We start from the raw sequence: 12,551 nt of genomic DNA, 5'->3' as shown, positions 1-12,551 counted from the left end.
ATCAGGGATTTTTTTTACCAATTGATAGGTTTTAGCTGCTTTTCAATCAAATAGTCATTCGCTTTGGAAAAATGCCGACACCCTAAAAATCCACGATGTGCAGAAAGTGGACTTGGATGAGGTGCTTTCAGGATGAGATGTTTTTCAGGGTCAATTAATTCCGCTTTTTTTTGCGCATAGGCACCCCAAAGCATAAAGACTACATTTTCTCTTTGAGAACTTATAGATTTAATCACTTCGTCGGTAAAAATCTCCCATCCTTGCTTTTGATGAGAACCGGCCTGATTTGCACGTACCGTAAGAGTTGCATTCAAAAGGAAGACACCTTGATCTGCCCATCTTGTCAGATCTCCATTGGGGGGCATATCCATTCCAATATCTGCTTTTATTTCCTTTAAAATATTCAAAAGACTTGGAGGAAAGGGAATTCCAGCTTTTACCGAAAAAGAAAGTCCATTAGCTTGGCCGGGACCATGATACGGATCCTGACCTAAAATCACTACTTTTACTTTCGAAATTGGACAAAGTTCAAACGCTTTAAAGATTTCTTTACTAGGAGGGAAAACCTGATGCGACTGATATTCGTCCCTTACAAAAGATACCAAACAGGAAAAAAAGTCTTGATGAAACACTTCACTTAATGCGTTTTTCCAACTATCTTCAATTTTCACTTGCATTTTATTAGATTAAATCAGCATAAATTGTAACTTCAAATATTTCAATGCATTATCCCATGGTCATAGCAGTAACTGAAGGAATAAAGGTCAGTGTGGAAGTCACCTATCAGGCGGAATTTTCCAGCCCTCACCAGCATCATTATGTTTTTACCTACAAGGTAACGATTGAAAATAAAAGCCAACATACCTATCAGCTTTTGAAAAGAAAATGGGAAATATTCGATGCTGCTGAAGAATCTAAAATCGTAGAGGGAAATGGTGTTGTTGGGCAACAACCTATACTTGAACCTGGGGATTCACATAATTATGTGTCGGGATGTAACTTGAAATCAGGATTAGGTAAAATGAAGGGTACTTACACCATGGAAAAAATTTTTGATGGAAAACTGGTAGAAGTAATTGTCCCTGAATTTCAGATGATTGCCAACATTTTCCATAATTGATTTGGGAAAAATATTTTTCTCCATCAAGGCTTATCTTATTTATTGGTTAAAAAAAGAGGATCGTTACAGCCAACAGTCTCCTTTTGTATTCAAGGTTTATTCCAGATTGATTCAATATTTAAAGGAGAATGAAGGAGGGTATCTGGAAATAGAGCAGTTTAGACAGAGTCTTCTGAAAGACAAATCAATTATAAAGGTTGTTGACCTGGGTGCAGGTTCAAAAAAAGTCCCTCATGCCAATCGCAAAGTTGCTGAAATCACTCGGTATTCTACCAGCGGAGTCAAATTTGCACAACTTTATGCATTTTTTTGCGGCTTGACACCGGCAGAAAATGTGATTGAATTGGGAACTTGTGTTGGTATTTCCACTCGATATCTTGATAGGCAAACCAAAGGACAGCTTTACACTTTCGAGGGTTCTCCGGAAATTCAAATTGTAGCTCGACGCGAACCAATCCCGTCAAACACGAAATTCATATTAGGATCGATTGAAGAGCGAATACCCTTGTTGCTAAACACAATTTCTACAGTTGATTTCGCCTTGATTGACGCCAACCATACCTACGAAGGGACAATTTCATCATTCAAAACCTTACTTTCAAAAGCCCATTCTAAATCAATTTATGCAATAGGCGATATTCATTGGTCTGAGGAGATGGAGCAAGCCTGGGAGGAAATCAAGTCCTATCCTGAAGTAAAATTATCCCTGGACTTCTTTGAGTGTGGAATTATATTTTTTGATTTTCCTGGTAAAAAAACTGATTTAATTCTAGCTCTCTGATTTTTTTAAATTGATAAAAAGCTCGGTTCCCATTCTTTCCGGAATAGAATTATAACATGGCTCAAACTTTTCGAAGGTAAAATAAGGCTCAAAATAGCCTCGGTACTCTTCTTTTTTGCCCCCAAAAGGAGGGCCTGTTTTATCAAACTCTCTATCAAATAAAACTCCGACGAGCCTTCCTCCGGGCTTAAGCAATTCATGCATTTTTTTAGCGTAAAGCGCCCTTAATTCAGGGTCAATGGCACAGAAGAAGGTCTGCTCAAGGATTAAATCATAACTGCCTTGATGTTCAAAAAAATCCTGATGGTGTGTTTGTCCAGCTGGAAAAGAAGGATTAATATCTAAAAAATTCTTAATTGGAAATAAAGAGATATCCAATAAGTGGATGTTTTTAAAGCCTAAACTCCATGCTGCAGCTATTTCATAAGCATTTCCTGCGCCGGGAACGAGGACAGCAAGAGTTTTAGTATCAATTTGGCAAAGATATTGATAAATAGGAGGTGAAGGAGAGCCGATATCCCATCCGGTAGTTCCAGTCAGATATCTGGAAGACCAAAAATTCTCATTTAAATTTTGCATATTACATATTAAAAGCATCTAAACTAAGTATACATCATGAGTTCGAATTTCGAAAAAGAACCAAGCCAAAACAAAGACCAGAATAAAAACATCATTATCATAGTTCTGGTTTTGTTAGTCATCATCAGTGGTGTAAAACTTTATTTTGACTATGTGGATCGCACCAAAAAAACTGAAGAAATACTTCTGCTTTCCACTGAGAATAATGAACTAAACAACCGATTGGATTCTGTCACCTTTCAACTTAACCTCAGAATTCAGGAAATAGAAAAGCTTGGAGGAGATGTTCAAGCTCTTGAGGCGGTAAGAGATCAATTAATTGCAGAAAGGAATTCAACCCGACAGCGAAGTACTTCCGAAATCGCAGCGCTCAATGGCAAGATTACAAATCTGAATGGTCTGATCGCACAAAAAGATCAGGAGATATTGGAGTTGAGGGCCGCAAATCAACAGCTTTTTGCAGAAAATCAGGATTTGAAAACAACTCAAGCAGAGATCGAGGAAGAGGTCGTTCAGTTGAATATGCAAAAACAAGATCTTCAGGCAAAGGTAGACGTGGCCTCAATGCTTAAGGCTGAAAACATTAATATTGCAGCTGTAAACTCGCGTGGAAAAGAGCGCGTGGAGACGACCAAAGATTTTAAAAACCGACAGATCGAACGCCTGAAAGTAAGCTTCAATTTAGCTGACAACAAAGTGGCTGAAAAGGGCCCAAGAAATGTTTATGTGCAGGTCTTGGATGCAAATTCACAGCCTATCTTTGACGTGGCTAAAGGATCTGGCACTTTTATGATCAATGGCGTAGAGCAATTTTACACCGTCAAGCAGGATATTATTTTCAACAATTCAGAGCAGGAACTGACTTTCTATTATGAAAAAGGCTCTGATTACACTTCAGGAAACCATCAGGTGAAGATTTTTGTAGACAACTACCAAGTGGGTTCTAAGACATTCAGTGTGAAATAATTTGATCTTCTAACGAAAAGCCTCCTTACTCGGAGGCTTTTCTGGTTTATACCCGGTTCAATTATGGATCTAGATTTGGAATAGAACGTCAATTACTCTACTTTTGCGGTCTGTTTATTCAAATTCCTTAAACACATTAAAAAAATGTTCCAAAGAAATTATGAGACGGTATTCATTTTAACTCCCGTTTTGTCTGACATTCAGATGAAGGATACCGTCGACAAGTTTGTAAGCTTGTTAAAAGAAGAGGGGGCAGATGTTATCAATGTGGAGAACTGGGGTCTAAAGAAAATGGCTTATACCATTGAAAAAAAGACAACCGGGTTTTACGTGATGGTTGAGTTCAAGGCTGTTCCTACTATCATCCGCAAGTTCGAAATCGAGCTTAGACGTGATGAGAAAGTAATGAGATTCTTGACTACTGTGTTAGACAAACATTCAATTGTTTATGCTGACAGAAGAAGAAAAGGAGAATTTAATAAAAAAGTAGAAGTTAAGGAGGAGCAAGCCTAATGACACTAGTAAACGAACCAATCAACAGAGGCGAAATCAGGAAGAAGTATTGCCGATTCAAAAAGCACGGTATTAAATATATCGACTACAAGGATCCTAACTTCCTATTAAAATTCGTAAACGAGCAAGGTAAAATTCTTCCAAGAAGACTTACCGGTAACTCTGCGAAGTATCAGAGAAAGGTAGCTCAGGCTATCAAAAAAGCAAGACATTTAGCTTTGTTGCCATTCGTAACCGATGGTTTGAAATAATTCGGTCTTGTATCGTCCAATCACAAAAGATCATTACAAATGGATATCATTCTAAAAACAGACATAAAAGGTCTAGGCTACAAAAATGACCTTGTGGCAGTAAAACCTGGTTACGGAAGAAACTACCTGATTCCTCAGGGATTCGCAGTTTTGGCCACAGGTTCTAATCGAAAGATTCTTGCTGAAAACATCAAGCAGGCTGCTCATAAAGCAGAGAAAATCAAAACTGAAGCTGAAAACATTGCGGCGAAACTTGCAGAGACTACTTTGGAAATCAAAGCTAAGATCGGTGATTCAGGCAAAATCTTCGGTAAAGTAACTACGCTACAGATTTCTGATGCCTTGGCAACTCAAGGTTTCGAAATTGATCGAAAGAAAATCTCCATTGGAGTGCCTGTAGATGGTGCTGGAGAATTTTCAGCAGATATTGACCTTCACAGAGAAGTGAAAACTAAAGTGAAGTTTATCGTATCTGGAGAATAAATTCTTCTCAAACAAACAAAAAGCTCGCCTTCCGGCGAGTTTTTTTTGTTTTATGCTAATGCTTTTTCCAGATCGTCGATCAGTTTCTTGGCCACGGCCTTCGCATTTTTTTCACGGGCTTCCTTGAAAGCAGCTAATGCCTGAGAAGACTTCTCAATTACGCCTTCAGGATTTTGGTCATTTTGGAAACTTACCCAGCACCAGCTGAGATCAGCCGCCAAATCTGTGTGCTTCAATTTCTCCAATTTTTCGATGACTTCAGCTACCAGTTTCTCCATTTTTTCAGCCTTCATAGCGCGATGTATTTTTAGTTTAGTTTTCAAATCTGAAACAAAACAATACAAATATTCTCATTCGAACAACCCAACTGCCTGAAAATTAATAAAAAGACAAAATTCAATCGATTTCGTCAATATATATTTAACCCTAAGCAACCCTTCCTCGACTGAAACACAATTATTGAAAAGGGTGACAATTGAAATAATTTTTCTGCCTGAATGCAAGTAAATTACACTCTTATGCTAAAATTCTTTAGAAAGCCATTTGGAAAAAATGAGGCAAGAATCTACCTTTGTGACACTTTAAGAAAAACGAAGCGTTTCTCTAAAATTGAATTGGCTGATGGTGTAACTGGCAACACGTCTGATTTTGGTTCAGAAGAGTCCAGGTTCGAGCCCTGGTCGGCCAACAAAGCTTTCCGATATTCGGAAAGCTTTTTTTATTCAGGATTGTTCTGCTTTTCGGTTTCAATCGCTACCTGATTACATTTCAAGATCCTAAGTCGATAGGCATTCATAGCGAATCTTCCCAAGTGCTCAGTCAGCCTATAATTAGCAATTGCCCCTACTCCTGCCCCGATGATCGGAATCAGCTGTGCCAGTTTGGCCAAGTCAATATAATCGCGGTAGTCAAGCTGGAATGTCCTCCAATCGAAGTCTCCAATTTCTTTTGGTAAATCACTTTTGAAGCTATTCCAATTTTCAATCAACCCAATAAGCTCATTTCTTCGATTTTGGTCAGAAAAGCTCAATTGAAAAATGTAAAGCAAAAAGAGCCGTTCATGATAATCCTTTGTATTGGCTCCATAAAGGGCCGCGATATCAAAAAGCATCTTCATCTTGATGGTCAAAAAAGCAGGGAAATCTGCAAACCCAAGTAAAATCCCTCCTGCGCCAGTCAATGCACCTTCGGCGGAAGCAGTATTCCTGTACCATTTGATCCGCTCGCGTACTCTCATTTCAGAATCCTTAAGCAGCAGCATTGGATCAGATTTGGGGACGATCCAAGAAGATCCTGTGATGACAGCTTTGACCATATTTTCAATGGCTGTCGTGATCACTCTATGTACCTTCTCCGGAATGACACGATTGATTTTTCCCTGCACCCCATGAGTCAGTCGACTAAACAGGCCCGGAGGCTTTTTCATTTCATAGAGCCACAAACCGAGTTCGGCATCCACATAATGCTGGTAAGAATCCATATCATTCACTTTTTGGAGAAATAAAACTTAATTTAGCTTAGGGAGTTTTCCCAACATATTAATCAATCCTTAACAAAGCAAAAACCCATGATCAAGCCCCTTTTATCTTTAATCCTGATCTTAGGCGCACTTTATTTCTTTCCCAAAGAACAAAGCTCTCACTCAGATCCATTTGAAGGCATCAGTATTTGCCATTCTCTGTCCGATGACATGGCTCAATTTGTCGACGCGCCGGGTTTTGCTTCATTTCATCCATCACCGATTCCATTTGAATTTGAGGGCAAAGGGGAAATGGTCAGTTTTCCTACGGAAGATGGCATGAAAGCAAACGGTTATTTCATCAAAGCTTTGAGATCTTCAGATAAATGGCTTTTCGTCTATCAGGAGTGGTGGGGTCTAAATGACAACATCAAACAACAGGCAGAGGTATTTTATGATGATCTTGGAGGAAAGGTCAATGTACTTGCAATCGATATGTATGATGGCAAAGTAACTGCCAATCCTCAAGAAGCCGGTAAATTGATGCAGGGGGTAAAAGAAGAAAGACTGGAATCCATTGTAATCGGCGCACGTGAAATGGCCGGGGCAACTGCACAAATCGCAAATGTGGGCTGGTGTTTTGGCGGTGGTTGGTCACTGAAATCCGCCTTGCTCAATGGTCAGCAGAATTTGGGTTCGGTCATGTATTACGGCATGCCTGTACGGGATGTGGAAAAATTAAAGACGTTGAACTCGGATATTTTGGGTCTTTTTGCCACTGAAGAATATATCTCAGAAACTGTCATCAAGGAATTCGCTGCCAATATGGAAACTGCAGGAAAGAAATTAACTTACAAAATATTTCCTGCGGTGCACGGTTTTGCAAATCCCAGCAACCCCAGATTTGATACCGAGGCAAGCAAAGAAGCCTATGAAATGGCAATCGGCTATTTGAAAGAGAAATTTGGGGTTTAAAGAAATTATAGCACAAAAATGAAAAAGCTGCCTGATTGGGCAGCTTTTTTCATTTTTATTGACTTTTAGTTATTTATAAAGTCCATTGAAAAGCATTTTAAACGTCCCGTGAGATTGAGCCCTAAAAGTGATCTCCGGACCGTAAGCATACAACTTTCCCTTTCCAACTTGAGCTTCAAAAGCGGTAACTCCATTTTTCAAGTATTGCTGACCCCAAGCCCATCCACTTTTAAGTGGTTCCTCGGTTCCAAACCATGCCAGCGGCTTCACTCCCTGCAAAGCTGCGCCAGGAGCTAGTTTGAATACTGGACTGTTGTTGAAAAGTACATTGGCCTTGTCACCCATTCCAAAATTTGCCGGTGAGGAATTGTCCACATGCATCTCCAATACACTGCCGGGGATGTAGTATTTGTCGCCAGTTAAGGATTTTTCCTTTCCTCCTGCTATTTCCACCAAGGCATTGGTAACTGGCAAATCCAAATGGTAAGCCAATGAAGTCGCTGCACCCACTGTGATAATCTGTCCACCTTTCTCCAAAAACGACTTAAGCTGAGGAATGGATTTATCCAATGACAATCTTCCGATCATGTGATGAAACTCGGCTGGGATGTCCTCTTTTTTAGGTTGGGCTCCACTACCGTAGCCTCCACTTTCTCCGGGCATTCCGGGTCCTATAAATAGAATCACATCGTATTTGGCATTGAGATCTCCTCCATCAATTTCCTGTGGAAAAATCTGCCGGAAATCAAAATGAAACTGCTCCATCATCCACCTCACCCAACCGGACGGCATCGACCCACCATAGTAATCATATAGTCCGATTCGGGAAGGTTTGACTTCTTTGGCTCCGGTTGGCAATCCTTTTCCCTCCACAGGTTTGATTCCATAGGATTTAGCAGCGGCTTGCAATGCATTTTTTCCAGAAGCCGGAACATAAAAAGAACCTGCAGGTAATCCGTTGATTTCAGCTGAGGTACGATAAACTTTTACTTTTGATTTGAGGAGGTCATTGACTGCCAGATATGAATCATTTACCCGCGCATCCAGTAAATACCCGGATGCTGCTACAAGTGTCGTGGATTCAGGAGAAAGCAATTGTCCATAAGCAACAGGCTCAAATGGCCCATCAAATCCTTCCATAATCCGATCTACTCTTACTCCCATTTGATAAGCCAGTGTCCAACCTGCTGCATCGTATGGTCTGATTGGAGGTCCTCCCGGATAGAGAAAATCATTAGGGTGATCCTGGGGCTCAAACATGTCCAACACGTGAGGTCGGAATGCTTGGGCTGTTTTGACAATGTAAGATCCTTTCGGATAAGGCTTTCCATTCACAGTAAAATCTGCCGTGGCTTTATGTACCAAAATACCTGATTTGATCAGGGCATTCAGAAACTTAATCGCTGTGGAAAAGTCTGGCTGATCTGCGGAAAGGATATAACCCCTGGGGTCTCTTTTTGATGGATCTTTGTACACTGAATCATAAAACTGAATCGGCAAACCGGATCGGTATCCAAAATAAGCTTCCTCCTCATTTTCTGCTTCTTTCTTCTTTTGCGCGGAATCAAATGCTTTCTGAATTGCCTGGGCATTTTTGGGATAACGGGTCCAAGTATCGGTATTTCCACGCTCGATGGACTTCCTACCCATCAGGTAGAAGTTATACAACAATTCGTCACCATGTCGGACAGCATGATTAAGAATTGCATAATTGAGGGAAACAGAATAATCAATAGATCTTCTGAAAGGCCAAGGACCCGGGGAAACGGGATAAGGAGTGCCGTTATTTGGGATCAAACGATCGGGAACCAAAGGAATCGAATAAGGGGACGGGCTGCCCACAATTTCGGTCAAAATGCCTATCATATTATGATAGTAAGGGGTTGTTCTCAATCCACCGTTCCACCAAGTGGAAAAAACAGAACCGTCTAATCGAGTATATCCCGGCTTATCTTCCACGTGCAATCTGTTGATCATGGCAGCACCCACCGCATCAAGACTGGTGATAATTAGTGGATCAAACACGTGGTTAAACGGGTCCCTGTAAGGAGGCCCGGCAACGACAGTTCCGGCAGGACCTGCCTGGTGATGATTATAAATGATTTGAGGAAGCCATTCTACATATTGTTGAAGTGAGATATTGGTGGATTCAGACATGTTGTTCATGTAAAAATCCCGGTTATTATCATGCCCGACATATTTTTGATAGAGGACAGGAATATTCTGCGCTCGTTTGCTCTTATCCTGATTTCTCATGTACCAGTCAGACATGATTTCCATTCCATCGGGATTGACGTGCACCAACAGAATAATTACCTCGTCGAGGATTTTTAGCGTCTCTTCATCATTTCCTGAAGCAAGTCTATAAAGCGTTTCGATTAACTGTTGTGCAGCGACCACTTCATTAGCATGAAGACCCCCATCAATCCAAACTACGGGCTTACCCTCCTTAACAAGCGCTTTCGCTTCTGCCTCGGAGATTTCGGCACGCCCAAGTTTTCTTGAAATTTCTTTGTAGCGCTCGATTTGAGGAAAATTTTGCGGTGCAGTGATGATCAGCATAGGCTGAGACCTTCCAAATTCTGTTTTTCCGATTTCCACAAGCTTCACACGGTCACTCGCTTCATCGACTTTCTTGAAGTAGGCCTCTGTTTGGCTAAAATTGGCCAGCATATATTCGTCTCCGATATCAAATCCAAAGTGGGATTTGGGGGTGGGGACAACTTGGGAATGCACAAAAAAAGGCAGTGTCCCTAAAAAGAGAATTAGAATTAAATATTTTTTCATAAGGTCGGGGTAAATTCCAGCAAAGAGTAAAAATAAACCTTAACCCACAAAACGGGTAATGAAAAACAGCTTTCGGAGAAAATATTACAGGATCGGTACAGTCAGAAAAAAATCACTGCAAGAAATCTCCTCCGATTCAAAATCCGGGATCAATTTTTAAATAAATGTGAGTATGAAATGACTTGACTTTAGCCTGTCCGTCAAAAATCCTTACTTTTGTGATAGGCACTTTTCCAACCCATTACCTCCAAAAAAACCCACCATGTCCGAGGTTAAAATATTTGCAGGCACCAGCAGTCTTCATTTGGCAGAACGAATCGCCAAAAATTATGGCAAAAAGATCGGCGACTTAACGATGTCAAAATTCAGTGACGGAGAGATGTCACCGAGTTTCAATGAGTCGATCAGAGGTTGCACAGTATTTATCATTCAAAGCACCAACCCTCCGAGTGACAACATTTTGGAGCTTTGCCTTATGATAGATGCGGCCAAGCGTGCCAGTGCGTACAAAGTCTGTGCTGTGATTCCTTACTTTGGCTATGCCCGTCAGGACAGAAAAGACCGCCCAAGAGTCTCCATTGCTGCCAAGTTAATTGCCAATATGTTGACATCCGCAGGAGCTGACCGAATAATGGCTTGCGACCTACATGCTGGACAAATTCAGGGTTTTTTCGATATCCCCTTGGATCATTTAAATGGATCAGCTATTTTTGCACCCTATTTGAGCACGCTTAGGCTTCCGGATATGATTTTCGCAGCACCTGATGTAGGAGGTGTGGCAAGAGCCAGATCTTTTGCAAAGCATTTTGAAGTAGAAATGGTCGTCTGTGATAAGCATAGAAAAAGGGCCAACGAGATCGCCTCAATGCAGGTAATCGGTGACGTAGAGGGAAAAGATGTAATTCTTGTAGATGATTTGGTCGATACAGCAGGCACACTTTGCAAGGCTGCACAAATAATCAAAGAGAAAGGAGCAACTTCGGTCAGAGCCATCGTAACACATGGTGTGCTTTCGGGAAATGCTTATGAGAACATCGAAAATTCCGTATTGGAGGAGCTAGTCATCACTGACACGATCACCATGAAGCAGCATTCTTCCAAGATCCGGGTACTGACTGTTGCAGACTTGTTTGCAAAAGCAATTCATGCAGTGACCGGTAATACCTCCATCAGTTCTCTATTTATTTAAAAAACCAATTTAAAATACAAATACTTATGAAAACACTTGAGATTATAGGGTTTAAAAGAGCAAATCTCGACAGTGCCACTTTGAACGAAATCAGAGATTCAGGCAATGTTCCCTGCGTAGTTTATGGACCAGGTATTCCTGAACAAGTTCATTTTTACTCTCCAGCTATCCTTTTCCGTGATTTGATATACACGCCTGAAGTTCACTTGGTAGAATTGAATATCGAAGGTATGATCGTGAAAGCAGTATTGAAAGAAGCTCAATATCACCCTGTAAGTGAGGTTTTATTACACGCTGACTTCATGGCTTACACAGAAGAAAAAGCCATCAAATTCGAAATTCCTGTGAAAGTAACAGGTAGCTCACCAGGTATCGCTAAAGGTGGTAAACTGGAATTCAAGACAAGAAAATTAAAGGTAAAAGGTTTGGCAAGTAACTTCCCTGACTTCATTACTGTTGATATTTCTGACTTGGATTTGGGAAAATCATTTAAAGTAAGTGAATTGAAAGCGCAAGGTTTTGAAATTCTTACTTCTCCAAATGTTTCTATCGTGACTGTTGGGATTCCAAGAGCACTTAGAGGTAAAAAAGGAGAATAATCAAAATCTTCCAAAGCCATTAAATCCTGCTCATTACCGGGCAGGATTTTTTATTTTCAAAAATTACTAGACCTGTCAGGTTTTGAAAACCTGACAGGTCTATATTCGATTAAAATTAAATCAAGCTTGACTAAATTGTTACACACGATTTTAAATTTAGTAAGGTGAGATTCTCCCGAAACAAGCCTATCTGCCGGTCAGGCAGTTTCGGGACAAGCTATTTGACCACTTAAAAACAAATTACAAACGGATGAAATACCTGATCGTGGGATTAGGGAACATTGGCCCCGAATACGAACTAACCCGACACAACATTGGATTCTTGACTGTAGACAGACTTGCCGACAAGGAAGGGGCAAGTTGGAAAAGTGATCGGCTGGCATTCAAAACTGAAATCAAATACAAAGGCAGAAGCTTACATCTGATCAAGCCCACTACTTACATGAATCTAAGTGGAAAAGCCGTCAACTATTGGATGAAGGAGCTTGGCATTCCCAAGGAGAATATTCTTGTGATCGTAGATGATGTCGCTATTCCTTTTGGCAAACTGAGAATGAGAGTCAGGGGCAGTGCCGCTGGGCATAACGGCCTGAAAAACATTGAAGACCTCACAGGTGGACAAGATTACCCTAGACTTCGAATGGGAATCGGAGACAATTTCCCAAAAGGAAGGCAAGTTGATTATGTTTTGGGGAGATTCTCCCAACAGGAATTTGATGAACTTCCGATGATGATGGACAAGGCGATTGACATGATTTTTGGCTTTTGCACCATCGGGATTTCCCAAACCATGACTCAATTCAATGATTGATTTCACGTGTTTAAATCTTGTTTTTTTAATTGCCACGT

General features: G+C 40.7%; 15 protein-coding genes and 1 tRNA gene. 11 read left to right on the top strand and 5 right to left on the bottom strand.

Features of this window, described 5'->3' with window-relative positions; all coding sequences use genetic code 11:
• Window positions 1-14: 14 nt before the first annotated feature.
• Window positions 15-677: a uracil-DNA glycosylase gene (gene ung / locus BLQ81_RS10850; protein WP_092729978.1), complete on the bottom strand. Its 663-nt coding sequence runs from the start codon at window positions 675-677 to the stop codon at window positions 15-17.
• Between the two features lie 56 nt (window positions 678-733).
• On the opposite strand from ung, the gene apaG reads away from it, so the two are divergent.
• Both apaG and BLQ81_RS10840 read left to right on the top strand, forming a co-directional pair.
• A complete protein-coding gene (gene apaG / locus BLQ81_RS10845; RefSeq protein WP_092730013.1) occupies window positions 734-1,120 on the top strand; it encodes a Co2+/Mg2+ efflux protein ApaG in 387 nt (128 codons plus the stop codon).
• Window position 1,121: 1 nt separating this feature from the next.
• Window positions 1,122-1,901, top strand: a complete 780-nt coding sequence (locus BLQ81_RS10840; protein WP_092729977.1) for an O-methyltransferase — start codon at window positions 1,122-1,124, stop codon at window positions 1,899-1,901.
• Here the strand turns inward: BLQ81_RS10840 and BLQ81_RS10835 are convergent.
• Entirely contained in the window at window positions 1,890-2,480 is a 591-nt protein-coding gene (locus BLQ81_RS10835) for a class I SAM-dependent methyltransferase (protein WP_092729976.1), read from the bottom strand. The genes BLQ81_RS10840 and BLQ81_RS10835 overlap by 12 nt on opposite strands.
• A 36-nt stretch (window positions 2,481-2,516) precedes the next feature.
• Between BLQ81_RS10835 and BLQ81_RS10830 the strand changes: the two genes are divergently transcribed.
• From BLQ81_RS10830 to rplI, 4 genes are all read left to right on the top strand, one after another.
• Window positions 2,517-3,446: a hypothetical protein gene (locus BLQ81_RS10830; protein ID WP_092729975.1), complete on the top strand. Its 930-nt coding sequence runs from the start codon at window positions 2,517-2,519 to the stop codon at window positions 3,444-3,446.
• Between the two features lie 144 nt (window positions 3,447-3,590).
• On the top strand, window positions 3,591-3,959 hold the full coding sequence (gene rpsF, locus BLQ81_RS10825) for a 30S ribosomal protein S6 (protein ID WP_092729974.1): 369 nt from the start codon (window positions 3,591-3,593) through the stop codon (window positions 3,957-3,959).
• A complete protein-coding gene (gene rpsR, locus BLQ81_RS10820; RefSeq protein WP_092729973.1) occupies window positions 3,959-4,210 on the top strand; it encodes a 30S ribosomal protein S18 in 252 nt (83 codons plus the stop codon). Before rpsF ends, rpsR begins: the two co-directional genes overlap by 1 nt.
• A 39-nt stretch (window positions 4,211-4,249) precedes the next feature.
• Window positions 4,250-4,693, top strand: a complete 444-nt coding sequence (gene rplI / locus BLQ81_RS10815; RefSeq protein ID WP_092729972.1) for a 50S ribosomal protein L9 — start codon at window positions 4,250-4,252, stop codon at window positions 4,691-4,693.
• A 50-nt stretch (window positions 4,694-4,743) separates the two neighbouring features.
• On the opposite strand, the gene BLQ81_RS10810 is transcribed toward rplI, so the two are convergent.
• On the bottom strand, window positions 4,744-4,986 hold the full coding sequence (locus BLQ81_RS10810; RefSeq protein WP_092729971.1) for a hypothetical protein: 243 nt from the start codon (window positions 4,984-4,986) through the stop codon (window positions 4,744-4,746).
• Window positions 4,987-5,308: 322 nt separating this feature from the next.
• On the opposite strand from BLQ81_RS10810, the gene BLQ81_RS10805 reads away from it, so the two are divergent.
• Window positions 5,309-5,381: transfer RNA gene (locus BLQ81_RS10805), tRNA-Gln, on the top strand.
• 30 nt (window positions 5,382-5,411) lie between these two features.
• On the opposite strand, the gene BLQ81_RS10800 is transcribed toward BLQ81_RS10805, so the two are convergent.
• Window positions 5,412-6,173: an EcsC family protein gene (locus tag BLQ81_RS10800; protein WP_092729970.1), complete on the bottom strand. Its 762-nt coding sequence runs from the start codon at window positions 6,171-6,173 to the stop codon at window positions 5,412-5,414.
• An 87-nt stretch (window positions 6,174-6,260) separates the two neighbouring features.
• Here BLQ81_RS10800 and BLQ81_RS10795 point away from each other — a divergent pair, with 87 nt between their 5' ends.
• Window positions 6,261-7,127 carry a dienelactone hydrolase family protein gene (locus BLQ81_RS10795; protein ID WP_092729969.1) on the top strand — a complete coding sequence of 289 codons (867 nt, stop codon included), beginning with the start codon at window positions 6,261-6,263 and terminating at the stop codon, window positions 7,125-7,127.
• Between the two features lie 69 nt (window positions 7,128-7,196).
• Here BLQ81_RS10795 and BLQ81_RS10790 read toward each other — a convergent pair whose 3' ends face one another.
• Entirely contained in the window at window positions 7,197-9,914 is a 2,718-nt protein-coding gene (locus BLQ81_RS10790) for a M14 family metallopeptidase (protein WP_092729968.1), read from the bottom strand.
• A 262-nt stretch (window positions 9,915-10,176) separates the two neighbouring features.
• Between BLQ81_RS10790 and BLQ81_RS10785 the strand changes: the two genes are divergently transcribed.
• From BLQ81_RS10785 to pth, 3 genes are all read left to right on the top strand, one after another.
• Window positions 10,177-11,103 (top strand): ribose-phosphate pyrophosphokinase, encoded by a 927-nt coding sequence (locus BLQ81_RS10785; protein WP_092729967.1) that lies wholly within the window; start codon window positions 10,177-10,179, stop codon window positions 11,101-11,103.
• A 26-nt stretch (window positions 11,104-11,129) separates the two neighbouring features.
• Window positions 11,130-11,702, top strand: a complete 573-nt coding sequence (locus tag BLQ81_RS10780) for a 50S ribosomal protein L25/general stress protein Ctc (protein WP_092729966.1) — start codon at window positions 11,130-11,132, stop codon at window positions 11,700-11,702.
• A 250-nt stretch (window positions 11,703-11,952) separates the two neighbouring features.
• A complete protein-coding gene (pth, locus tag BLQ81_RS10775) occupies window positions 11,953-12,513 on the top strand; it encodes an aminoacyl-tRNA hydrolase (protein ID WP_092729965.1) in 561 nt (186 codons plus the stop codon).
• Window positions 12,514-12,551 lie beyond the last annotated feature (38 nt).

Source organism: Algoriphagus alkaliphilus, from assembly GCF_900103735.1.
Lineage (GTDB): Bacteria > Bacteroidota > Bacteroidia > Cytophagales > Cyclobacteriaceae > Algoriphagus > Algoriphagus alkaliphilus.
Note: the sequence above shows the minus strand (reverse complement) of the source record. Positions and strands in the feature narration are given on the sequence as shown.